Raw genomic sequence first — 23,539 nt, 5'->3', positions numbered from 1 at the left:
CCGGTTATTTCCCCTGTATACTTGTCGTTTTCAGTCACTCTTTGTAGCTGTATCCCACACTCACAACACCGTCCGCTACATAGCACAGATTGACCGTTGTTTTCCCTTTTAAATCCCAGCACCATCTGTTTCCAAATGACGCCTCATATATGATCACGGGGTCAGCTCCGATTCTGCTGGTCAATTCGTTCAGAATATCATTAAAAACTTTCCCCGGGTTATCTGCTTTATACTCCACACTGCTCTCATCAAAATACAGGAAACGCAAGACGTATTTATTCCCACCGGACTCCTTAACCCCAAGCACACTGCCTTTTGTATCATAACCAAAGGCCTCGCTGCTTTTATAAGCCTGGCTATAGCTTCCTTCTTCATCCCGGGAAACTTCACCCTTGGGAATATACCCAGCTTCCCTTACCTTCCTGTCCGCTTCTTCAAGGCTCATGTTTCCTTTCAGTATCACTTCCCCGGGCAGTGCAGGCACATGCCGTGCTTCCATCCATGCACCGATTCCCCATGAAGCAGCAGCCACGATCACAACAATCGCCAGAATCCTGAGAACTCTTTTGATGTCCATCTCGTATTCGTTTTTATACCATTTTTCATCCGTTCTGCTATCCATTTTGTTGTCCTTCCGTATCTGTCACATCATTGGAGCCATTATATCTTTCACACTTGCCGCACGCAATATTCCTTTACATCACAACCAGCATTCCGTCTATCGCAGCCCCTATGGCCTTTCCGATGACAGCATAAACCACCACGCACGCCAGCACAATTGCCACAGACTTTAGCACACCAGACTTCATAATCATCTTCATTCTCCGTTCAGTATTTACGCAAATCACATTTCCCTCGCCGTAGCTACCACATCATTCATTTTTTTATGAATGATTTCCGATAAAAATGTCATCCTGAGCAAGGGGTACGAAGGGAGCGCAGCCGAAGGATCTAGTTTTGAGTCTTAAGTTTTAAGTTCGTCTATTTATTATAAACGTACATCAGCATCAGGTTCTCGTCTCCCATATACAGCAACACAGCTTCGGTACTGGCCTTCAGCGTCCAGAACAGGTACTTCTCCGTTCCGTAACCGTCTTTCCCTTCCTCCGGTTCTTTGCCGATGATCTTTGTCAGTTCTTCCACAACCGTCTTGCAGATCTCTCCCGGGTTATCCAGGTTGGATTCCTTCGTATCCTTGAACACATGCACAATCTCCAGGCTTCGGTTTTCCGGATTCTGGTTTTCTGACAGATAGCTGTACTCTGTTTTGTAGCCACAGACGTCCACACCCTCGTAATACTGATTCGTAACGTTCTTGTACTGTCGGCTTACTCCCATCGGTTTAAACCCGGCGTCTTTCAGTTTCTCATCCGCCTTTTCAAAGCTCATGCGTCCGTTCAGGATCACTTCCCCGGGCAGCGCCTCATGTCTCTGTGTGCTCCATCTGTACGCCATCCAGGCGAAGCATATGATCAGAACAAACACGGCCGCGAGTATAAGCGCCTTACCTGTTTCCCGGCGCGCAATCTTCTTTACGGCATCGTCATTCTTCTGCATTCTTTCACCTGTCTCTCTGTTATGATACTCCCATGATAATCTGCCTCCTGTTTCAATGTCATCACTGTGATGTAACAGCCATGTAAAATCAAAAAAAGAATCCTTTCTCAGGATTCTTTTTTCCCTTTTCCGGCCGTTATGCTTTTCACTTGCTATACGCGTAAACCAGCATCCAGAGCCCGTCCTGCACATAGCCCATCATCGCAGATGAACTGCCTTTCAGTTCCCAGAACAGGAAGCCTTCTTCCTCTTTCGGTTCCTTTCCCAGGCTCTGCGTCAGTTTCTCCCGGACATCCGTAAAGCTTTTTCCGGGGTGCTCCCTGTTTGCCGACGAATCTTCCAGGAAATAGTGCATAATTGCCAGCATATTGCTCTTTTCGCCGACAGCGGTATACCCCAGGACGCTGAGAGTCGCCTTATGGCCGTATACTTCCCGGCCCTCGTAGTCCTGTATCTGTCCATCCAGCTGGAAGATATTGCCGTCCATGGGCACAAACCCGGCTTCTCTCAGTTTCTTATCCGCTTCCTCAAAACTGATATCCCCGTTCAGCAGCACTTCTCCGTCCAGTGCCACCTTCCGTTCAGTTTCCTGTGTTTCATTCCGGACCAGCGCTCCGCCCAGGATAACAACCGCAAGAACGAATATGATCACCCGCAGGTTGGTTCTCCCTCTTTTTCTGATCTTGTCCCTCTCCATAGAGAAATTGTCGTAGTTCTGCATGTGTTATTCACCTTTCTTCTTAAACCAGATCTCCCAGATACTTCCCACAATGCCGATGCCCATAACCACCATGCAAAGATCACCCAGCCAGGAAAGCCCCGGTATATAGCCTGTCAGCCACAGAATAAACCAGGCAATCAGCACAACCACCGGAAAAGTCAGCTTTGCGTCAGGCCTGATCCAGCGCCATTTCCTGATATACCTTATTCCATCCGGCTGCGGATCAACAAACGTTTCGTCCTTAAACGTCAGCTGTTGCTTCTGCTCCATCTCATCAAGGAGTTCGAAGTTGGACCTTTTTCCATTCTCAGACACGTTAACCCTCCGTAGTCACAGTAACTGTCATATTGGCTTGCTGCCATTGTTTCATTTCACACTCACGAGTGTTACCAGTACTTCCGTCATCTTTTCCATTGCCTGCACCGGCACCAGTTCTTTCCTTCCGTGGAAATTGTATCCGCCGGTGGACAGGTTGGGACACGGCAGTCCCCGGAAGGACAGCTGGGCGCCGTCCGTTCCACCCCGAATGGCCTTCACAATGGGTTCCACGCCGTTGGCCAGGAAAGCCGCTTTTGCCCGTTCCAGGATTTCCGGATGCTGCTCCACAATCTCCTTCATGTTCCGGTAGGAATCCCTCAGTTCAACCAAGACCGTTCCGTCCCCGTACTTCTTATTGAGCACTTCGCAGGCAGTGTTCATCATCTGCTTGCGTGCATCCAGCTTCCGGATATCATGATCCCGCAGGATGTACTTTAGTTCTGCGGCTTCCTCATTTCCGCTCATTTCCATCAGGTGATAGAACCCTTCATACCCTTCGGTATGCTCCGGCCGCTCCCAGGGCGGCAGCATGCCGGCAAACTCCATTGCCACCAGGGACGCGTTGATCATCTGGTTCTTTGCGCTGCCGGGATGGATATTCACGCCCTTCACCGTCACCTTGCAGGAAGCGGCGTTGAAGCACTCATATTCCAGTTCGCCCAGGGCGCCTCCGTCCACCGTATAGGCGAACTCCGCCCCGAAGCCGGGAATGTCAAACAGATCCGCACCCCGGCCGATCTCCTCGTCCGGCGTGAATGCCACGCAGATCTTCCCGTGGTCCGGTGCGTCCGGCGCCAGCATCTTTTCACACAGGGTCATGATTTCCGCAACCCCGGCCTTGTCATCCGCTCCAAGCACGGAATCCCCGGAGGTCACGATCAGGTCCTGGCCTTTCAGGCTTTCCAGGAAGCTGAATCCGCTGATCTCTACCCCGTTCTTCAGACGGATCACACCGCCGTCATAGTGCTCAATCACCTGGGGCACAGTCTTTCCGGGCACCGCGTCTGAGGTATCCATGTGGGCGATCAGCCCGATGGCCGGCGCGTCCGTCTTTCCCTTTGCGGGGATGAATCCGTACACATAGCCGTGCTCATCCATCCGGGCGCCGCTCACACCCATTGCCTGCATTTCCTTCACCAGCATTTCTCCCAGCACCTTCTGTCCCGGTGTGGAAGGGCAGCACTCATTGGCCTCACAACTGGTGGTCTCCACCTGTACATATCTTAAAAAACGTTCTTTCACACTGCTCATGGATTGATTGCCTCTTTTCTTTTGCTTTCTCTGTTGTTGCTGCCGCCGTCAGAAGAGCATGCCTTCCTTCCTCTGCTGCTCCTCGTACAGCATGACCTTTTTCAGGTTTATCGTTCCCGGAAGGGAAAAGACCTTTATATTCCTGATCAGGATATCTTTGCCGGAGTAATACCTGCAGAAAACAGTCTCTTCTCCCAGCTCAGACACCCGCTTATTCCCTGCCGTCAGTTTATACCGGTAAGCTGCTTTTTCCCCGGGGCTGTACAGGTAGCCGATAACCTTGTCGCCGCACCGGATACTCCATACCACATTGCCGAAATACGGCACATATCCGGCCAGCTGCTTCATCAGTTCCGACAGACGCGCCTGCTCGTCCAGAACCAGATCCCTTTCCTCCGGTCCGGCGAAGTCATCCCCCAGGCACACGCTGGAGCGTGTCGCGTGAATCAGCATATCCCTTGTCCCTCTCAGTTCACAAACAGGTTCTTGCGTCTGGCATAATAGGTGCTGTTGATCCCCAGCATTATGATGTTCTTCATGATATCCAGGAGCGTAAGCCTGTCAATTTTCGACTGTGGGAGAATCCTTCCCTGCCAGACCTGCAGAACCATGGGCACAATGATGCAGATGATATACATCACTTTCAGGGAAGAAGGGCCCTCTTTCTTGTATCTCCGCAGCCTGTTATACACCGTGATCGCAAACACCCCGATGGCAATCTGTGCCACGCCGCAGAAAACAGTATAGGTCTGTAGCCCCTTAACCGTTTTGAAGAAAACAATCCATTCCGGATCACGATACCGGTTCATATATCCAATGCCGGTGATAATGCTCCAGATGGCGTTCACGATCAGGAAGAAGAGCAGAACCCTGTGCCAGATCATCCCCTGGTCGCTGTTGATGACCTTCTCTGCCTTCTTCGTCCTTTCCGGATGCCAGCCGTATTCTTCCGCAATACTGGGCTGATATGCCGGTGCCGCCTCTCCGTATTCCGCCCCGCAGTTAGGACAGTACTTGCTGGTGTCGTCAAACTCCGCGCCGCATCCTGCACACTTTTTCATTCCCGCTGCCCTCTTCCGTTAAACTGGATATCAATTTACAAACAGTTCACTGCATTTGGCATAAAATGATCTCATAAATCGTTCTTACCTTTTCAATTATGATTTGAAATACGGTCTCAAATATTCCCTCAGATCCGGATCACATACATAAACCAGTGCGCCATGAATGCCTCTGGTTAAAAGTGTAGCATATATGTTCAGTATATATGAGCGAAGCGCTTCATAATCATTTCCAACAGCCTTGCCCAGATTATCTTTATACTTGTTCTTGTCAACTTCTATTCTCTTCGCTTTTTTGTCATAATAGATTTCCGGTCCAAATATGACGCCTACATAATTCAGGTCATATCCCTGGACTGTATGAATACATCCAATTTCGTAAGGCAGTCTATCTGAATTAATCCAGTCAGTATATGTCCTGTTCCAAAGGTATCCCTTGCCGATGTTAATATCTCGTTTTGTCGTATCTCTGGGTTCACCTCTGGTAATCCATTCCCAGGCGTAACCAGCAACTGCACAGCACAGATCATACTTCTTGTTCAGCTTGTCGATTTCATCCATCATCTGATCAACATCATCATAGAACTTGAGCGTATAATCCTCAAACTCACCATGCGGTGCAAGCCACATGTTCCCGTCTTCTTTAAGAACAAAAGAATCCGTTTCCTGTGGCTTTTGTCCATTCAGGAATCCTTTGTAATTTAGCACTTCATGAACGTACTGGATATAGTCATCTCCACCCAGGCATCGAAGCTGGGATGTCAGATTCAGTATCTGTCTGTTATCCTGGCTGTTCAGCACATGTGTGAAATCATCCTTCGGAATATCTGAAGGCCGTACGGACTGTGCAGAATCGTAGAATAACACCTGCATTTTACTGGATCGAATAATCCAGTCCAGTTCGGTTGCATCCTTTGACAGATTCAACTCCTGATTAACTTTGTCGTAAGCCGGATACTGGCTCAGTGCTGCTCTCCTGCGCAGTCTGTGAGCTTCATCGCAAACAAGCAAATCAAAAGGTTCGTCTTTTGCTGCTATTGCTGCTTCAGTTGGCGTCATGATTAAGCTCTCCGGGATGCCTTGCATATGGTTGAAAACCTTCTTCAGTGTTTTCCGCAAAGACTGCTGGGGAACTATAAAGCCGATCTTCAATTGTCTCTCCGCGAGAATGGACTGAAGTCTGTTTACCTTGATGTCCGACTCTTCTTCCTCTTTATCCTCATAGGTCTTATTCTTCAGATCATTCAGGAGTTTAAGAAGGAATACCGCCAGGATCGTCTTTCCCGTTCCGGCTCCACCCTTCACAACAACAGTCTCTTCCATGTTCTCGCTCAGGCAGAACGTCAGGAAACTAAGGATCTTAGCCAGAACCTTTTCCTGATCCTTGGTCAGTGTCTTATAGGGAGAATATTTGTACAGATCCGAATTTTCAATATCTGTAATTGTGCTCTCTGCCAGGCCAAGTTCCTTCAGGCTTGCCCATATCTTTCCAAACTGATCTTCATACTCATGCCGGTCGTAATAGTCGAAATCAGACAAACCGGTATTACCGTTCTGTAGTTTATATTTCCCATCAGCGGATATGTATTTGATCAGGAAAGATTCCAGATCCAGAATGACGGATTTATTGAAGGTGTCATCCGTCATAATATGAATGGTCTTCAGGCGCTTCCGTTCTTCAACCTGCCAGTGTTGTGCCGCCCGTTTTCCGGCGTTCAGAGTTTCACCAATATAAGCCTCTTTTGTATCATCATTATGAATCAGATATACAACAGGCCAATTGGCGCCATATTCTCTGTCTCCGCTTTTCCACTGTTCGATGCTGGACTGACTGGTTCCGTCAAAAGGAAAATCACGGATTTTGACGTCAAAGTTGATCATACTTCGTGCTTCTCCCCCTGCTCTTTTCTACAGGATACTTCTCAGCATTTTTCTTCATTTTCTTTCGAACGATCTCCGCAGGATCAAGATTCAGCTTCGCAGCCATCTGTAAGCAATAGTTCAGCACATCCGCAAGCTCTTCTTCAACTGCTTCAGGATCAGCAATATCACTCCACTGATAACATTCAAGGAGTTCTCCCGCCTCTATTGCAATAGATTTAGCCAGATTAACCGGAGAATGGAACTGATCCCAGTCCCGTTCTTCTGAAAAAGTCATTACTTCCTGCATCAATTCACGGATTTCGTTCATGGAAATGACTCCTTGATGTATTTCAACAATACTGAATGCGCTAATTATAATAATCTGTTGGTATATTAACATATTTATTCATAGGAAAAAAGTAATCATACAGCCAAAGACCAAAGCATTATCATATAAATCAAGTTATTCCCTTAAGGTACATTTAAGAAACCCGGGTTATATTATTCCCGTCAACTGGGCAAACGGCCGACCCTGGTCTAGCGGATTCCATCACTTCCGGTTTTCTTTCCGCCGGTGTGATGTTTCTTCATACTTTCTCTTCCCCTTTTCCCCTTTAGGCAGCGGATTCGCTGCCTTCTTTTTTACATGAAAAATCCCGGCAGCTGCCGGGATGCTACTTTTGTTGTGTTTGTTATTTTATGTCTGTTGTTTTTCAGAAGATCGGTTTACTTTCTTTTCTTTCCTTGGCGAAGAGCAGAAGGGCGATCAGGGCTCCGGCGATGGCTCCGCCGAAGTGGCCCTGCCAGCTGACGTGGGAGGAGAAGGTGTAAAGGACGTTACCGATGACCGCATGGAGGGCATAGAGCATATAGAGGAACTTCCTGCGGGTGAAGATGCAATAGAGGAGGTTGGCTGCCATGAGGCCCCAGATGGCGCCGCTGGCACCGGCATGGATGGCGTTACCGCCCACGAAGTTGATGAGCAGGGCGGAACCAAGCATGGAGACCAGGTAGATGGCCAGGTACTTCCACCTGCCGATGCGGTTCTCAAAGACGAAGCCGTAGGTCAGCAGGGCGTACATGTTGCCGATAAAGTGCGGGAAGCCCAGGTGCAGGAAGCTGCTCAGGATAATCCTGCCATACTCTCCCTGCTGGAGGGCACCCTGGTACATACCGAAGTTGCGGAGTACGTCATATTCTCCCCCGGCCAGCTTGTAAATGCCCGCAAGGGCATTCAGGAGAACAAGGATCAAAGTGACCCAGGGAAGCCGGATCGTGTGTCCCAGGATCCGGATGCCTGTTTTCTTTTCCTTCGGGGCACGGTTAATCAGATAACCGGTATCCTGCCTGCAGTAGGAGCAGACCTTGGTACCCTTCTTCAGCGGCATGCCGCATTTCTTGCAAGTGATGATTACTGAACCAGCCATACTCGTCTCCTGTTGTGTTTATACTCCGGGTCTGTTTGCAATATATCATGCGGAAAGTTTGAAAACAACAGGTTTGGCGGGATTTTACACCAATGTTACTTCGCCGCAATACTTGTAACACGCCGGAAGCGTTTGGATACTGTTTTTACCAATTCTGCAGTTTTTTCGACCACTTATGCAGGTTCAGTGGTTCCGGGGGTGTTCTGGGCGTATACTGTGTACGCAAGCAGAGAGTTTCTTCATGCTCTCCTTCTTATGTATGGAGGCAGTATTCAGGGATGCTGCCCCCTTTTCAATTGCATCATTCCCGAGTTCAATTTAGTCATTTTGGGGGGAAATGACCAAATTGAACTCATTTTTTAATTTGTATTGTTTTGTTAAGACTCATTTAAGGTTCGCCAATTATATTACAGTTGTTCACAGGGGAAACGGCCGACCCTGATCTAGTGAATACCATCTCCCTGCCGGACCAGGGCCCCAGCAGCAGATGTTTCTTCATACTCTTTTTCTCCTCCTTCAGGCAGCGCAGCAGGCGCTGTCTTTTCTTTATGTCATCACAAAGAATGAGCAGTTTTTCAGTTTGTTTGATTAATTCTCTTCCAATGATGCAGATAAACTGACCAGTTGTGCAGGTTGGGTAGTATTGGGATGCCTTTTTGTGTATGCTCTCTGCGTTGTCGGCAATAACTTAATACTTTATTGGGAGGGTCTGTCAATGAAAAAGTTTATCGCTTTCATCTGTGCCCTGGTATTGGTCTGCTCCATCGCGGCAGTGACTCTGGCTGCATGTGATCACCCTGGCCAAACACTTGTCTATTCAACCATTACCAGAACCTGGACAGAGCCCCGATGGGTTCAGTGTGCGTATAATCCCTACATGCATGCGCATACCATCAAGTACATGGAAAAAGCCAATGTGTATTACTGTCACATCTGTGACCGCTCTTATGTGAAATACATTACGGTTTTTCTTAGTGAAACATGCCCCTGCGTACACTGACATAAAGATAATTGTCTGCTATTAGTTCTCTGTTCGTTATTTCTTCCCCGGTTCCCTAACAAATCTTTTATAAGGAGGAGTACCCCGTGAAAAAGTTCCTGGCTCTCATCTGTGCTCTAGTTCTGGTTTGTTCCGTTGTGGCAACTGCTCTGGCCGCATGCACCCACACGTATATTCTGGTTCACGAAACAGTTGCAGGTACATCTTCCGTTCCCTACTGCATGACAACCTGTGAATATAACCAGTATGTCCATCCACATTTTCTGAACTATGAAGATAAGGTGTATGTGTACTACTGCCCGAAGTGCGGTGATACCTATACCAAGATCGTCAAGACGTTTATCAACCAGAGCTGCCCTTGCCAGCCCTGATTGTCTGATGATGTTTTCTGATCATTGTCTCTTTTCCGGTTTCGTGTAAACCGGGTTAAACTATTATTTTATATTAAGGAGGGTTATTCCATGAAAAAGTCTGTGGCTCTCATCTGTGCATTGGTCCTGATCTGTTCCATTGCAGTAACAGCTTTGGCTGCGTGCGCCAACCATTATTACACGAAAACTTATCAGACAACGTCGTATTATACCAAGCCCAAATGGACAAAGTGCGGGTATAATTCCTATACCCATGCGCACACCATGAGCTACAAGGATATCATCACTGTGTACTCCTGCCCGAACTGCCATGATTACTACACCACAACAAAGACAGTTCTGCTCAGCGAGACCTGCCCCTGCGCTCACTGAGCTGTCGATTGTCAACATTCTGACTGATGTTTGTATATCAGGTTAAGAAACGGTCCGTCTGCCGCGGATCGTTCTAATAAAAAAAGGAGGATAGTATCATGAAAAAGGTTATCGCATTGTGTCTCGCCCTGGTCCTGGTTCTTTCTGTCGCCAGCCTGTGTTTTGCAGGCAACATGCGTTGCGGCCGCTGCGGAAAATACACTGCGGGCGTCGTTGATACGCAGAAAACCATTACGAGCACCGGCAGTACCCAGCACAAAATCGTCACCTCCAAACAGATCTACTGCTCAAGCTGCCATTCGCTCTACTGGGAAACCACAACAACCTATCAGAATCACTGCAACCTGAAGCATCGTACTCAGTGGCTCACCCCGCACCTGCTCTATGAATATGACCTTTGCGGTGTCTGCGGTGAAAAGATCCACGAACAGACAACCTATATGAACTAAACCACCCCATTTGTTTACAAGACGCATCTCAACAGCAAATTCATAATGTTTTTATGGAATGATTCGCCTGGTGCGGATCATTCCAATTCTTCATTGACAGGAGAATAATACCATGAAAAAGCTTCTGGCGTTTATCCTTGCCGCTGCTTTGGTGCTGTCCGCTGTGTCGGTGTGTTTTGCGGCGCTGGCCTGTACCCATAAGAACTGTACCTACAGGGAAAGCTGGCAGAAGAAAGACGCTCCGGTATACTGCGGGTTCTGCCAGTATAATTATGGGCCGCATACCCATATCCGGGAATTCTGGAAAGTAACCGGAACGGATACCTGCGATTACTGTCATAAAAGCTGGGTAGTGTCAGAGTATACCGTGGATATCCGCACCTACTGCACCTGCGGGCCGCATTAAGGTTTGCTGTTTCCCGGGATCCTTTTCAGGATCCCTTTTTTCTTTTTTTCCTTTAAGCTTCACTTAAGGTTCCCGGGATATACTGTCCTAGTCAACAGGGACAACGGCCGGCCCTGATCAAGCTTATCCCGATACTGCCGGCGGAATTCGGCAGGATGTTTCTTCATACATTTCCCTTTTTCCCTATCCCCTTCCCCCACAAAGAGCGGCACCGGTTACCGGTGCCGCTCGATTTCTTTTTCTCTGATTCATTTTTGACATGATTGGATATACCATGTATGCTTTTGCCGTGTTTTCACGGAGATGTAACAATGGTGTAAACAAATTTTCGTTTCGAGAACAAAAAGGAAGTCTTCCGCGTCTATATATATGTAGGCCTCAGTGAGGGGCAAAGGAAACACAGAAAGGATGTGCCGCAATGGAACGTCAGGCTGGATGTAAACTCTTTTCTCTTATCATCAGCATATTGCTTGTGTGTATGCTCTGCTTCACCGTGTCTGCGGCAAGCGCTGACAACAATTTTCAAATCAAAGGAACAACCCTGGTGAAATATACAGGGGGAGGCGGTGAGGTCACCGTTCCAGACGGGGTCACGGAAATCGGTGAATGGGCTTTTCAATATAGCCCCGTGACAAAGGTGATCCTGCCCGAAACCCTGGAGGAAATCCGCAGCTATGCTTTCTATTCCTGTGCGGAGCTGGAGGAAATCACCCTGCCTGCTTCCCTGACGAACCTGGAATATTACATTGACGACACCTATGGCGACCAGATTACCCAGGCACAGGTTTTCTACAACAACCCGAAACTTCAGGCCATCAACGTGGCGGAAGGCAATCAGCACTATAAATCCATAGACGGTGTGCTGTTTTCCGCCGACGGTAAAAAGCTGTTTTACTATCCGGCCGGCAAAAACGCAGGCGGCCGGTACGCCATTCCGGAGGGAACGGAGGAGCTCGGATACACTGCCTTCGACGGTGCTGATCTGACCGCTATCGAATTCCCCTCCACCCTGACCCAGCTGCATTCCGAAGGCGGCGACTTCACCGGTGTCTCCGGACTGCTGAAGATCTCCGTAGCTGAAGGCAACAGTCGGTTCTATACGGTGGACGATGTGCTGTATGACCGATACGGATCGTTGATACTGTATCCTGCCTGGAAAGCAGGGACTGAACTCGATAAAGATTATTTCCCCAAAGGACTGACCAGCATCAGTGCGTTTGCCTTCCAGGATAACCGGAACCTGAAGTCGATCGAGTTTCCGGAGGGGCTCCAGACTGTGGACTGGATGGCCTTTGACGGAGCACACTCCCTGAAAAGCGTAACCCTCCCGTCAACCTTGAGCTATATCTCCGGCTATGTTTTCGGTTACTGCGACAAGCTGGAACGCGTCACCATCCGGAGTAATAGCGTCGGCTTCCCGGATACTGAACTCGATGGCACCGGAGATGACATCTTCTCCGGTGCCAGGAGCGGCGTCGTTCTCTGCGCACCCGCAGACAGCAGTGTGCAGGCTTATGCAGACAGATGGGGTATTGCGTTTGAAGCTCTGGATGCCGATACAGAAGCAGTCAGCACTGAAGCAACTGATCTTACAGTAACCGATGAAATCAGTGTACAGACTGCTGCAGACAGCGAGGACATTGCTTCTGCGGTCCCGACTCCTGATACAATCGTGCTTCACACTGACACAGCTGATATTACCGAGTCCGCCGAGCCGGAAACAAGCGGTGTTTTCGAGGTCCGGGACAAAACCCTGATGCGTTATACCGGCAATGAAGAAGTGGTCACCGTACCTGACGGGATTGAGGTGCTGGGTGAATGGGCGTTCGACGGATGTATTGCCAGGAAAATCATCCTGCCCGAAACCCTGAAGGAGATTCAGTGCTACTGCTTCTTCAACTGCCCGAACCTCTCTGACATCACCCTGCCTGCCTCCCTGAAGACGCTCGGTTCCATGCAGGCCTTCAATATCACCCCCGCCCTCAAGCGGTTCAAAGTGGCACAGGGCAACAAACACTTTGTCTCCGTGGACGGCGTGCTCTTCAATGCTGACAGGACAGTCCTGCTGTATTATCCTGACGGAAAGAACGTGAACGGAACCTATGCCGTTCCGGAAGGAACCACACGGTTCGGAGGCGCCGCTCTCAGTGGTGCTCAGATTTCTGTTATTGAGATTCCAGCCTCGTTTAACGGAGCGTCCTTCTACAACCATTTTTCTTCCATGCCCAACCTGACGGACATCAACGTCTCCCCGGATAACAAAACCTGCAAGTCTGTGGACGGCATCCTGTTTGATAACGCCGGCACCCTGGTTTCATATCCTGCCGGACGGAAAACAGAGCATCTGGGCAAGGATGATTTCCCCGCGGAAACCAAAATCCTCGGCCCCTGGGCATTCCAGAGTGTTCATCACCTGAAGACCGTTGAGCTCCCGGATGGACTGGAATCCATTGGCTGGATGTGCTTCACCTGGGTAGACGCCCTGGAAAGCATCACTGTTCCGGCCAGTGTGCGGAACATTGACGCATTTGCCTTTGCAGACTGTCCCAACCTGAAAGAGGTTACCATCCTGAATCCGGAAGCAAACCTCCGCCTGGACGAATCAAAGATCAACGAAGACTACAATTTCAATATCGTTGACGAATCTCCCCGTGCTCTTCTCTGCGGATATGAAGGCAGCACAGCCCAGACCTACGCAGAGAAGCTGGATCTGCCATTCAGTTCCCTTGGTCCGGCTCCGGAAAAAGACCCCAATGTCAAGCAGCCCGATCCAGAACCCACCCCGGTCTTCTATCCGGCCTGCATGGAGTAAAATCACCAAACAGCAAGAGCAGTGCTATGCGGCACTGCTCTTTTCGTTTTGCTGTCCTGCCTGGTCTGTTTCTGTGTCATTCCAGGTTCAGAATGATATCCTTCCGCATTCCACAGACAATGCAATGCTTATATTTATGATCCCAGAACGGAATAATCATCCTGTAGAAATGATCAATGATAGCTTTTGCGTCATGCTCGCTGTTCTGCATCATCTGCTGAGTGTTTTGGATGGTAAATACGTAGCGGTCATAATCAAACCAGGACAGATCCCTGATCCAGTCCAGATAGCGATCCACCATGCCCTCACAGTCCCGGGGAAACTGCAGTTCCTTCTGCATGACGCTGACGAAATCCTCATAGCTGTGTATTTTCGATCCATCCACCGTAACCAGCATGGTTCGCGGATCCTTTTCGGGAACCTCACCGTATGCATTTCCTGCTTCCGGATGCAGATGCAGGTACACATTCAGCGCGTCCTCCGCATCGGCTAATTCATGCAGAAATGGATCGCTCTCGCCCTCATACAGCTCTGTATGATTATGATACAGATCATAATATATGCCGCGGATATAGTTATGAATGAACTCCGCATGCTCCAGTTCATCAAGCTGCGTCTCATATTTCCGGACATACTCCGCGCATGCCCCGTCTTTATTCTTTTCCCGGAGCACTTTCAGTACTTTCCTGATCTTTTTGATTACGCTCTGCTTGTCTGTCACAAACAGAGTCATCAAATTTTCCGTCTCATTTGCTTCCCAGCCAAGGGCAATCAGACGGTTTTCCCCTGAAGGCCTGGCTTTTTTGTAAAACGTATTTGTAGTGCCTTTCAGGTAGTTATGAACCTTTCCGGCACCTTCCAGATTATTCAGCTGTTTGATGTATTTACGAACAAAATATGACAGTTTGCCATCCTGATTCTTTTCCTTCAGGATGGTCAGTGTTTTCCTGACCTGTTCTGCCACCATCTGCCTGTTCATACGATCTCCGTTTTGTCGGTTTTACTCCACACTGAAGCTTTCTGTCTTCAGGTCCTTGTAGTATCTTCCGCTTTCCGCGGTGAACTTCAGAACACAGTAATCCGGATCGGTCGCGCCTTTCTTGTAGAAGACGCTGTCCCCTTTCCGCCAGATCATGTCCTTGGTCGCCTGGTCTGTGAGCACCTCCATGGTGCCCTTGAGCATCACGCCCTCATAGCGGATCAGTCCTTTGTGATAGAAATAGATGCTGGCTTTGGGGTTGTCCTGGTACTGCCGCACCCGCATGGAAGAGGTGTTGGTGGAGAACCAGAACTCCTTCAGGTCGTTCCGTTTCCGGGGCTTAAGCATGGCCTTAACGTTCGGGAAACCGTCATCGTCCACGGAGCAGACGAAGCTCACATCCTGTTTTCCGACAAAGCGCTCAATCTCTTTCAGATCCATCTGCTCAGATCCTTTCAAAGAAGTATACGTTCTCCGGCAGCTGAAGCCGTTCGTAAATCCTGGTTTTGATCAGTTCCCCGCCGATGTGCTCATAGAAGCTGTTGGATGGATTCCCCGCCAGGCAGCCGATCACCATCTTATCGCAGCCCATGGCCTTCAGTTCGGCGATACCGGCCTCAACCATCTTCCGGCCGAAGCCTTTGCCCTTGAACTCCTTCAGGAGATAGACAGCATGGATTTCCCCGCAGCGCTCATATTCCTTCTCATCTGTCAGGCCCACGTTCATGTAGCCCGCGATGGCGCCGTCCGCTTCCAGCACAAACTGGTGGTTGTCCTCCGGGAAGTTTTTCCGGCTGTTTTCCGCAATGGTCTGCTCATCGGTCCGGTTCAGTTCTTCCTCCGGAATGATTCCCCGGTAGGTTTCCTTCCAGGAGACTGATATGACATGGGCGACTGCACTGCAGTCGTCCCTTGTCATTTTTCTGATCGTATAATTCATTTCCTGTGTCCTTTTTACGAGAAGTCCAGGTCCATGGCGATGCGGAGCTCATAGTCCGGGAAGGCTTCCTGCACATCCGCCACAATCTGCTGCCAGACCGCGGTACGGTCCTGGGCGTCAAAGCTGATCACCACGTCAAAGCGCATATGCTTGTTCTCCTGGTCCAGGTAGAAGCCGTGCATGCCCTTCACATGTTCATGGGCCAGCACGATGCTCTGTACCTTTTTCCGGGTCTCGGTGATGAAGGGATCCTTCGTGTTCATGGAGTAGACGCCCACGGCGGTCAGGATCACGTTATGCTTTTTATAGACGGTTTCCTCAATATCCCGGATCAGGGCGTCCAGCTTGTCCGCGGAATAGGTATCCGGAATCTCGATATGGATGGAGCCGTTCCAGGCTTCCGGGCCGTAGTTGTGCAGCACCAGGTCATAGGCTCCCTGTACGTCCGGGAAGCTCCGGACTGTCTGCTTGATGCCCTTGGCCAGTTCCGGATCGTTGCCTTCGCCCAGGATCCGGGAAATGGTGTCCTTCAGCATCTCCACGCCGGATTTGATGATCACCAGGGAGATCAGGGCACCCAGCCAGGCTTCAAGGGAGATATGGAAAATCAGGAAGATGGCGGCAGCCACCAGCGTGGAGGCGGAGATAACCGCGTCCAGCCGGGCGTCCTCACCGGAGTTAATCAGGGAGTCGCTGTTCACCTTCTCGCCCGTGGCCTTCACATACCGGCCCAGGAAGAACTTCACCAGCACAGCCACCCCGATGATGATCAGGGAAACGGCGGAGTAATCCGGGGCTTCCGGATTGATGATCTTCTTGATGGATTCCACCAGAGAGGTCACGCCGGCGTACAGCACAATCACGGAGATGACCATGGCGCTCAGGTATTCAATGCGGCCGTAGCCGAAGGGATGCTTCTTGTCCGGTTCACGTCCCGCCAGCTTGGCCCCGACGATGGTAATCACAGAGCTGCCCGCGTCGGAGATGTTGTTGACCGCGTCCAGGATGACGGCGATGGAGTGGCTCAGCAGGCCGACCGCCGCCTTGAACGCCGCCAGCAGCACATTGGCGATGATGCCGATGATACTGGTCCTGACAATAATTTTCTCCCGGGATGTTTCCTGGGCATTCTCTTCTGTCTGAATGGAAGTCTTATTCATTGATCTGTCCTCCTGTGTCTGGAGTATTAAAGATATTATACGTCAAAGCGGAGAAATAACAAGGGGAACAAAAGCGGGTGCTTCCCAATTTGTGCCAGCGGTTTATCCGTGGTACAATCGGATAAGCAATTGCAAATCTCGTTGTTTAAAAGGGGTTAGGAAATGAAACGATTTCTCGCATGCAAATTGGTTCTGATCCTTCTGTGCGGGCAGGCCGCACTGGCTGAAATCCCTGTTCAGTATACCCGCGGCATGGCTTTGGATTTTGACGAGCTGATCTTTATCGTCAACAATGAACGCATTGATATGCCTTCCGCGCATTATCGTCTTCTTACCACGGATCAATTTGATCAGGTACAGCTTTCACTCAGTATGGAGCGGAACGGACAGGAGCTGCTGGCACTCTGGGTGGAAGAACTTCCGGACGGAAACGGAAGCCTGACGCTGTCCAATTGCAGTGAAAGGGTCTTTTTCCGCGGTGATGAATGTCCCCCGCGAGTATTCTTGGCAAAACTATTTAAGACCTATATTCCAAGTATTGACCCTGAAAAAGTGCCTGCCTTGCCGGAGCTTTTAAAACCCCTGTTCAATGCCGAAACTACTCCGGCATTAACTCCTGGCACGTACAATTACGGCCAGTTGGTTTGCCGCTTTGAAAAGCTCGAAGACGGGCGGATCAAGGCTCATCTGACAATGCCTTCTGAAGAAATTGAGTGTATCTGCAGCTTAGATTACTGTGATGCAGAAGAACCGCTGTTTGACCTCAGCGACAGGAAAACCATTCCCTATGAATCCGGCATGAATCTTATGGAGAATGCCGCAGTTGCCCAGGCAATAATGGAAATGTACAGCAACATATTGCAGGATGATGGCTTCCAGAAGCTGATTGTTCTCTCTGCAAACAAGTTTTCCGAGGAGCTGCCTGATCAGAAGTAAAAGTGTTCCGGACAGGGGACGGTTCCTTGTCCGGACTTTCAGCTCTTTGGAAAAATAACTGCGGTTATTCGTCCCTTTTCGTTCTGTATTGGGATGGGGATCCATGTTATCCTTGGATCACGGTAAGGGAATGAGCCCTGCCGAATGATGTAAAGGAGGATCCTGAAAATGATCTTGATGAAGAACATGAACATGGGTCCTCGTGGCCGCTTGCATGGACACAGAGGATCAGTTGGCGGCTTTCTGGCCGGCCTGCTTGTACTGATGATGGGCGGTTGGATTATCCTCGCCGCAGCCATCGCACTGATTCTTTCGGTGGTATTCGTAATCATCCCTGTGTTCGGCCTGCTGGTTGACATCGCACCGTCTGTCCTTGGCAGCCTGCTCGGAATGAAGAGCCTTGCCATCGGCATGGTGATCGGCCTGCTCTGGTATTACAGGAGCAGGAAAAATCGGGAAAGCGCCTCCGCGGTTGAAGAGGAAGAAAAGAACGACTTCATCACGGTTCAGGCTCGCAGCTGCAACAGCTGAGCAATCACTGGCAGCTATACCGGGGGAACGATAGAAATGATTATCGTTCCCTTTTTTGTTGCATCAAAAGCCTATATTTTCCTTTTTACCCGGCAGGTAACTTCCCTGTTCCTGTAGAAGTATTGTAGGTGTATTTCAAAAGCTCCCATAAGTTGATACGAAGCAGAAGACGGAAAAGGAGGCATCCCTGTGTCCATCGCTGCTGCATATATGGTTCCCCATCCCCCGATGATCGTTCCCCAGGTGGGCAGAGGAAGTGAAAGCCAGGTCCTGAAAACCATTCAGGCCTATGAAGCTGTTGCCTCGGAGATCGCGGAAATCAAACCGGAAACCATTATCGTGACCAGCCCCCACAGTGTGCTGTATGCCGATTATTTCCATATCTCTCCCGGAGATCACGCCTCCGGAGATTTCGGGAACTTCCGGGCGCCGGAGGTTTCCTTCCGCAAGCAGTATGATACGGAACTGGTGAAGGCCCTCTGTGCCCTTGCCAGGGCGGAGGGTTTCCCAGCCGGCACCCTGGGAGAACGGGACAGGCACCTGGATCACGGCACCATGGTGCCCCTCTACTTTGTGGACCAGCAATACACAGATTACCGCCTGGTGCGAATCGGGCTATCCGGCCTTTCCCTGGCGGATCACTATACCTTCGGAATGATGCTCCGCCAAGCTGCTGAACAAACCGGCCGCAAGGCAGTCCTCATCGCCAGCGGAGACCTGTCCCATAAACTGCAAACCTACGGTCCCTACGGCTTTGCCAAGGAAGGGCCTGAATATGACGCCCGGATCATGGACGTGGCCGGACGGGCTGCCTTCGGCGAGATGCTGGAATTTGACGAAACTTTCTGTGACAAGGCAGCCGAATGCGGCCACCGCTCCTTTGTGATCATGGCCGGCGCCCTGGACGGGCTGGCCGTGGACGCGAAGGTGTACTCCCATGAGGACGTCACCGGTGTCGGCTACGGCATCTGCTCCTTCCATCCCGCAGGGCCGGATGAAAGCCGTCACTTTCTGGAGCAGTACCGGGCAGCGCAGGAGGAAAAGCTCCGCAGGCGTCATGAGGCGGAAGATCCCTTTGTCCGCCTGGCCCGGGAAACCGTGGAATCCTATGTGCTGGAGCGGACAACGCCGGAGGTTCCGGACTGGGCCACGGACGAGATGAAGCAGAAGCAGGCCGGCGTGTTTGTCTCCATCCACAAGGAGGGCAAGCTCCGGGGCTGCATCGGCACCTTCCTGCCGACCCGGGAGAACATCGCGAAGGAGATTATCAGCAACGCCGTCAGCGCCTCCACCCGGGATCCCCGGTTTGATCCCATCGGACCGGAGGAGCTGAAGTGGCTGGAAATCAATGTGGACGTCCTCTCCGCGCCGGAAAAAATCAGCAGTATGGCAGAGCTGGACGTCCGCCGCTACGGCGTCATCGTCAGCTGCGGATCCAGGCGAGGCCTCCTGCTGCCGGACCTGGACGGTGTGGACACCGTGGAGGAGCAGGTGGATATCGCCCGGCGCAAGGGCGGCATCCGGGAGAATGAACCTGTTACACTGGAGCGTTTTGAAGTGGTAAGGCATTATTGACAGGACGGTATTGAGAGATGGCTTTCTGCAACGTATGTTTCAGGCACTGCGAGCTGCACGACGGACAGACCGGCCCCTGCGGCGCGAGAGCCGCAGTCAGCGGCCGGGTTGAACCGCTGTATTACGGCCGGATTTCCTCTCTGGCCCTTGATCCCATCGAGAAAAAACCGCTGAAGCAGTTTCACCCAGGCAAAATGATCCTGTCCGTGGGCAGCCTGGGCTGCAATCTCCGCTGCCCCTTCTGCCAGAATCATGAAATCGCCCAGCGGGACGGTAATCGCGATTTCACCATCAAGACAGAGTGCATGTCCCCGGAGAGGCTGGCCGACCTGGCCACCTACTATCTGCCCAGCAAAAACATCGGCGTAGCCTACACCTACAATGAGCCGCTGGTCTGCTGGGAATACGTCCGGGATACCGCGAAACTGGTGCACAAAAACCGGATGCTCAACGTCATGGTCACCAACGGCACCGCGAACCTGGATATCCTCAGCCAGCTTCTTCCGCATATTGACGCGATGAATATAGACCTGAAAGGGTTTACCGACCGGTATTACAAAGAGGTCCTCGGCGGAGACCGGCAGACCGTCATGAACTTTATCCAGGAAGCCGTGAAGCGCTGCCATGTGGAACTGACCACCCTCATCGTGCCCGGAGAAAATGACAACGTGGACGAGATGCTCGCCCTCAGCGAATGGGTCGCCGGCCTGAAGAACGTCCAGGGCGGCAAGCAGGGCCGGGAAATCCCCCTGCATATTTCCCGCTTCTTCCCCCGTCACCACATGACGGACAGGAACCCCACCGACATCACCACCATTTATTCTCTGGTCCAGGCCGCCCAGAAGCATTTACTTTATGTCTATCCGGGGAATGTGTAAGTGATCTGAATAATGACAAAGGGACAGCAAAGCTGTCCCTTTGTTTTATTGTTCGTACAACTCGTTTTTCTTTGCAATTTATGCATTGTCTGTGGTATATTATCTGCAGAAATAAACCCCATCAGATCTGTATCTTCACAAAGGAGAACACCACAATGAAAAAAGCGCTAATTTTCCTGCTGGCTGTCATGTTCCTTTCCTCTATTCTCCCTGTTGCCTGGGCGGAAGATCCCCTCATTCGTCTCTTCGGCGAAGGCGAGGCCGATGTTCTGGGCAAACCTTTTCCCGACTTCACGGTAAAGGATACCAAAAAGAATGAGTTCACGCTGTCCGAGGCACTGAAGGATCACGAAGCAGTGCTGATTAACTTCTTCGCCTCCTGGTGCGGTCCCTGTATCCGTGAACTGCCGCTTCTGAACGAATTATACAAACAGTATGGAGACCGGGTGGCGTTCATCGGTCTGGATTTTGAACCGGATGACACCCTCCTGGATATTGCGGAAATCCGTATCGAAAACAAAGTTCCCTTTCCCATGAGCAAAACCGCCGGCACAGGGCTGAACGAGTATCTCGGGGTTTTCCGGCTTCCGCAGACCGTGGTGATAGACCGTTTCGGCAATCTGTGTTTCATGCACAGCAATGCGTTTGAAAGTGCGGAGGAATTGGCCCGGGTGCTGGATACCTTTGTGGGTGATGATTACACCGAATCCAGAATACTGAATTGTATCCCCATGAAAGCGTCCACCTGTGCTTTCCCGGTTTCCGGAACCCTCGCATATTATGTAGAGAATGAAAGTGCCCGAAAGGTCGCTATCCGTTATAATGACGATGACGGCAATGTCGAATTCGGCTACATCGTCCCTGACGATATTGCCCATCTTCGTTTTGAAATATCTCCTGAAGTGCAGCCTGCCGATATGTGCTATTGGATTCAGGCCGATACCGATAAATCACTTCATGCGCTGTCTTCTCTGCTGGATCCGGACAGGAATGTCTATGTTTATGAACAACCCATAAACCTGTTGACTTACGGTCATCGTGTCGTGATGAGTGTTTTTGAATCCCGCACAATTGATGATCAATCGGTTTTCATCCTTCTGTTTCCTGATGAAAAAGCCGTTGATGAATTCACGGACTGGTACCGTGAAGACGCTCCGGACATCAGCTGGGAATATGTGAAGGATGAAGAGTCAAAGGCCGCGCAATCAGAAGCCTATCTCCTGCATTTCATTGACCAGTACGGCTCCCCTGTGCCGGATGTAAAGGCAAACTTCTGTACGGACGCTGCCTGCACCCTGCAGATTGCCGATGAAAACGGCCTGGTTTGCTTCAATGCCCCGGTGGAAAACTACCACGTCCAGCTGCTCAAGGTGCCGGAAGGCTACAGCTTCGATCCTGACTTTGAGTTCTATACCGGTGATGCTTTCGGCGAGTGGGATATCCTCGTCCGCAAGGACTGATCCCTGATTTAAGTTCACCACCGTGACAAGGGGACTGACAAGGGGACGGTTCTCTTGTCACGGTTTTATTTACTTTCCTGGTTGTGCTGTGCTATCATTTCCCGGTACTCACTTCATCAATAATTATCAGGAGAACAAACCATGAACCAGAACGATTCCCTGAAATGGTATCAGGATCACACCGAAGAGTTTATCGCCCGCACTGCGGACGTGGATATGACCGCGCATTACAACCGTTTCCTGGAGCAGGTTGCCCCGGGCGGACACATCCTGGATCTCGGCTGCGGCGCCGGCAAAGCCTCTTTGTATTTCACTCGGAATGGTTACCAGGTGCTGGCCGTAGACGGCTGCAAGGAGCTGTGCGATTTCACCCGGAAGCGCGTCGGCTGCCCTGTCCGGCATATGTTCTTTGAAGAGCTGGACTACACCAATACCTTTGACGCGGTCTGGGCCTGCGCTTCCCTTCTGCACGTGTGCAAATCCGACCTGCCCGACATCTTCCGCCGCATTCACCGCGCCCTGAAGCCGGACGGCGTCTTCTACGCCTCCTTCAAATACGGAACGGAAGAGCGGGAGAAGAACGGCAGGCTCTTCTCCGACTTCACGGAGGAATCCCTCCGCGCCCTGACGGATGAAGTCGGCGGTTTCCGGATCACGGACATGTGGCTGACCCATGACGCCCGTCCGGAACGCCAGGATGAGAGCTGGGTCAACATGTTCTGCATTGCTGAGAAAGCCGAATGAGGTCCGTGACATGAAATTCACAACCATTCTCTGGGATGTGGACGGCACCCTCCTGGATTTCAAGGCCGCAGAGAAAGCGGCCGTCCAGGCCCTGTTCCGGGAATTCGGCCTTGGCGAATGTACGGATGAAATGGTGCGGCACTACTCACGAATCAACGAAGTTTTCTGGGAGCGGCTGGAGCGGAACGAACTCACCAAGCCCCAGATCCTGGTAGGCCGGTTTGCGCAGTTCTTCACCGAGATCGGCGTTCCTGCCTCCCTGGCACCGGCGTTCAATGACCGGTACCAGCTTGCCCTGGGTGACACCATCGTCTTCCGGGATGACAGTATCAATATCGTCCGGTCCCTCCGGGGCAAAGTGAAGCAGTATGCCGTCACCAATGGAACCGTGGCCGCCCAGAATAAAAAACTGACTCATTCCGGCTTGAAGGATCTGCTGGACGGTGCCTTCCTTTCTGAAGGCGTGGGCGCTGAAAAGCCCAACATGGGCTTCTTCAACGCTGTGTTTGATGTCCTCCGGCCCACGGATCTGTCAAAGATCCTGATCGTCGGTGATTCCCTCACCAGCGATATCCGCGGCGGCAACAACGCCGGTATCAAAACCTGCTGGTATAACCCGGACCGTCTGCCCGCCAGACCCGGTTATGCCATCGACTACACCATCTCCGACCTCCACGAGGTGCTGGAAATACTCCAAAGCTGAACATCAAAACCGGACCTGCCCAGGG

27 protein-coding genes are annotated in these 23,539 nt (G+C 50.9%); 13 read left to right on the top strand and 14 right to left on the bottom strand.

Features of this window, described 5'->3' with window-relative positions:
- Positions 1-34: 34 nt before the first annotated feature.
- The 10 genes from JYE49_RS02930 to JYE49_RS02885 form a co-directional block, all read right to left on the bottom strand.
- Positions 35-622, bottom strand: coding sequence for a hypothetical protein (locus tag JYE49_RS02930; RefSeq protein WP_093955983.1), 588 nt, complete (start codon positions 620-622; stop codon positions 35-37).
- 359 nt (positions 623-981) lie between these two features.
- Entirely contained in the window at positions 982-1,557 is a 576-nt protein-coding gene (locus JYE49_RS02925) for a hypothetical protein (RefSeq protein ID WP_093955982.1), read from the bottom strand.
- Positions 1,558-1,702: 145 nt separating this feature from the next.
- Positions 1,703-2,278, bottom strand: a complete 576-nt coding sequence (locus JYE49_RS02920; protein WP_093955981.1) for a hypothetical protein — start codon at positions 2,276-2,278, stop codon at positions 1,703-1,705.
- A gap of 3 nt (positions 2,279-2,281) precedes the next feature.
- Positions 2,282-2,593, bottom strand: a complete 312-nt coding sequence (locus JYE49_RS02915) for a hypothetical protein (RefSeq protein ID WP_093955980.1) — start codon at positions 2,591-2,593, stop codon at positions 2,282-2,284.
- A gap of 51 nt (positions 2,594-2,644) precedes the next feature.
- Complete coding sequence (gene pepT / locus JYE49_RS02910) at positions 2,645-3,847, bottom strand: peptidase T (protein WP_093955979.1); 1,203 nt, start codon at positions 3,845-3,847, stop codon at positions 2,645-2,647.
- 48 nt (positions 3,848-3,895) lie between these two features.
- Positions 3,896-4,300: a hypothetical protein gene (locus tag JYE49_RS02905; protein ID WP_093955978.1), complete on the bottom strand. Its 405-nt coding sequence runs from the start codon at positions 4,298-4,300 to the stop codon at positions 3,896-3,898.
- A gap of 14 nt (positions 4,301-4,314) precedes the next feature.
- Complete coding sequence (locus JYE49_RS02900) at positions 4,315-4,908, bottom strand: zinc ribbon domain-containing protein (protein ID WP_093955977.1); 594 nt, start codon at positions 4,906-4,908, stop codon at positions 4,315-4,317.
- A 96-nt stretch (positions 4,909-5,004) separates the two neighbouring features.
- A complete protein-coding gene (locus JYE49_RS02895) occupies positions 5,005-6,555 on the bottom strand; it encodes a DNA/RNA helicase domain-containing protein (protein WP_179217176.1) in 1,551 nt (516 codons plus the stop codon).
- A gap of 220 nt (positions 6,556-6,775) precedes the next feature.
- The gene (locus tag JYE49_RS02890; RefSeq protein ID WP_093955975.1) at positions 6,776-7,099 is read right to left on the bottom strand and encodes a nucleotide pyrophosphohydrolase; all 324 of its coding nucleotides are present in this window, start codon (positions 7,097-7,099) and stop codon (positions 6,776-6,778) included.
- Positions 7,100-7,484: 385 nt separating this feature from the next.
- Positions 7,485-8,198, bottom strand: coding sequence for a rhomboid family intramembrane serine protease (locus JYE49_RS02885; RefSeq protein ID WP_093955974.1), 714 nt, complete (start codon positions 8,196-8,198; stop codon positions 7,485-7,487).
- Between the two features lie 715 nt (positions 8,199-8,913).
- Here JYE49_RS02885 and JYE49_RS02880 point away from each other — a divergent pair.
- From JYE49_RS02880 to JYE49_RS02855, 6 genes are all read left to right on the top strand, one after another.
- Complete coding sequence (locus tag JYE49_RS02880; RefSeq protein ID WP_093955973.1) at positions 8,914-9,198, top strand: hypothetical protein; 285 nt, start codon at positions 8,914-8,916, stop codon at positions 9,196-9,198.
- 86 nt (positions 9,199-9,284) lie between these two features.
- Positions 9,285-9,569 carry a hypothetical protein gene (locus JYE49_RS02875; RefSeq protein ID WP_093955972.1) on the top strand — a complete coding sequence of 95 codons (285 nt, stop codon included), beginning with the start codon at positions 9,285-9,287 and terminating at the stop codon, positions 9,567-9,569.
- 90 nt (positions 9,570-9,659) lie between these two features.
- Entirely contained in the window at positions 9,660-9,941 is a 282-nt protein-coding gene (locus JYE49_RS02870) for a hypothetical protein (RefSeq protein ID WP_093955971.1), read from the top strand.
- A 98-nt stretch (positions 9,942-10,039) separates the two neighbouring features.
- The gene (locus tag JYE49_RS02865; protein ID WP_093955970.1) at positions 10,040-10,390 is read left to right on the top strand and encodes a hypothetical protein; all 351 of its coding nucleotides are present in this window, start codon (positions 10,040-10,042) and stop codon (positions 10,388-10,390) included.
- A 112-nt stretch (positions 10,391-10,502) separates the two neighbouring features.
- A complete protein-coding gene (locus JYE49_RS02860) occupies positions 10,503-10,796 on the top strand; it encodes a hypothetical protein (RefSeq protein WP_093955969.1) in 294 nt (97 codons plus the stop codon).
- Positions 10,797-11,214: 418 nt separating this feature from the next.
- Positions 11,215-13,608, top strand: a complete 2,394-nt coding sequence (locus JYE49_RS02855; protein ID WP_093955968.1) for a leucine-rich repeat domain-containing protein — start codon at positions 11,215-11,217, stop codon at positions 13,606-13,608.
- 76 nt (positions 13,609-13,684) lie between these two features.
- On the opposite strand, the gene JYE49_RS02850 is transcribed toward JYE49_RS02855, so the two are convergent.
- Genes JYE49_RS02850 through JYE49_RS02835 form a run of 4 tightly spaced genes read right to left on the bottom strand, consistent with a single transcriptional unit; the run spans position 13,685 to position 16,687 of the window.
- Positions 13,685-14,587 (bottom strand): barstar family protein, encoded by a 903-nt coding sequence (locus tag JYE49_RS02850; protein ID WP_093955967.1) that lies wholly within the window; start codon positions 14,585-14,587, stop codon positions 13,685-13,687.
- Positions 14,588-14,608: 21 nt separating this feature from the next.
- Entirely contained in the window at positions 14,609-15,028 is a 420-nt protein-coding gene (locus JYE49_RS02845; protein ID WP_093956471.1) for a pyridoxamine 5'-phosphate oxidase family protein, read from the bottom strand.
- 4 nt (positions 15,029-15,032) lie between these two features.
- Positions 15,033-15,527, bottom strand: a complete 495-nt coding sequence (locus tag JYE49_RS02840) for a GNAT family N-acetyltransferase (protein ID WP_093955966.1) — start codon at positions 15,525-15,527, stop codon at positions 15,033-15,035.
- A gap of 14 nt (positions 15,528-15,541) precedes the next feature.
- Entirely contained in the window at positions 15,542-16,687 is a 1,146-nt protein-coding gene (locus tag JYE49_RS02835; protein ID WP_093955965.1) for a cation diffusion facilitator family transporter, read from the bottom strand.
- Between the two features lie 186 nt (positions 16,688-16,873).
- Here JYE49_RS02835 and JYE49_RS02830 point away from each other — a divergent pair, with 186 nt between their 5' ends.
- The 7 genes from JYE49_RS02830 to JYE49_RS02800 all read left to right on the top strand — a co-directional run bounded on the left by JYE49_RS02830 (position 16,874) and on the right by JYE49_RS02800 (position 23,514).
- Positions 16,874-17,623 (top strand): hypothetical protein, encoded by a 750-nt coding sequence (locus tag JYE49_RS02830; RefSeq protein ID WP_093955964.1) that lies wholly within the window; start codon positions 16,874-16,876, stop codon positions 17,621-17,623.
- Between the two features lie 168 nt (positions 17,624-17,791).
- The gene (locus JYE49_RS02825) at positions 17,792-18,154 is read left to right on the top strand and encodes a hypothetical protein (RefSeq protein ID WP_093955963.1); all 363 of its coding nucleotides are present in this window, start codon (positions 17,792-17,794) and stop codon (positions 18,152-18,154) included.
- 189 nt (positions 18,155-18,343) lie between these two features.
- Complete coding sequence (amrA, locus tag JYE49_RS02820; protein ID WP_093955962.1) at positions 18,344-19,729, top strand: AmmeMemoRadiSam system protein A; 1,386 nt, start codon at positions 18,344-18,346, stop codon at positions 19,727-19,729.
- Positions 19,730-19,746: 17 nt separating this feature from the next.
- Positions 19,747-20,607, top strand: coding sequence for an AmmeMemoRadiSam system radical SAM enzyme (gene amrS, locus JYE49_RS02815; protein WP_093955961.1), 861 nt, complete (start codon positions 19,747-19,749; stop codon positions 20,605-20,607).
- Between the two features lie 155 nt (positions 20,608-20,762).
- The gene (locus JYE49_RS02810) at positions 20,763-22,067 is read left to right on the top strand and encodes a TlpA family protein disulfide reductase (RefSeq protein ID WP_179217173.1); all 1,305 of its coding nucleotides are present in this window, start codon (positions 20,763-20,765) and stop codon (positions 22,065-22,067) included.
- Between the two features lie 141 nt (positions 22,068-22,208).
- A complete protein-coding gene (locus JYE49_RS02805; RefSeq protein ID WP_093955959.1) occupies positions 22,209-22,811 on the top strand; it encodes a class I SAM-dependent methyltransferase in 603 nt (200 codons plus the stop codon).
- 10 nt (positions 22,812-22,821) lie between these two features.
- Entirely contained in the window at positions 22,822-23,514 is a 693-nt protein-coding gene (locus JYE49_RS02800) for a YjjG family noncanonical pyrimidine nucleotidase (protein WP_093955958.1), read from the top strand.
- Positions 23,515-23,539 lie beyond the last annotated feature (25 nt).

Origin of the sequence: Aristaeella hokkaidonensis, assembly GCF_018128945.1 — a bacterium.
Classification (GTDB): domain Bacteria; phylum Bacillota; class Clostridia; order Christensenellales; family Aristaeellaceae; genus Aristaeella; species Aristaeella hokkaidonensis.
This window is presented reverse-complemented; position numbering and strand designations above follow the sequence as displayed.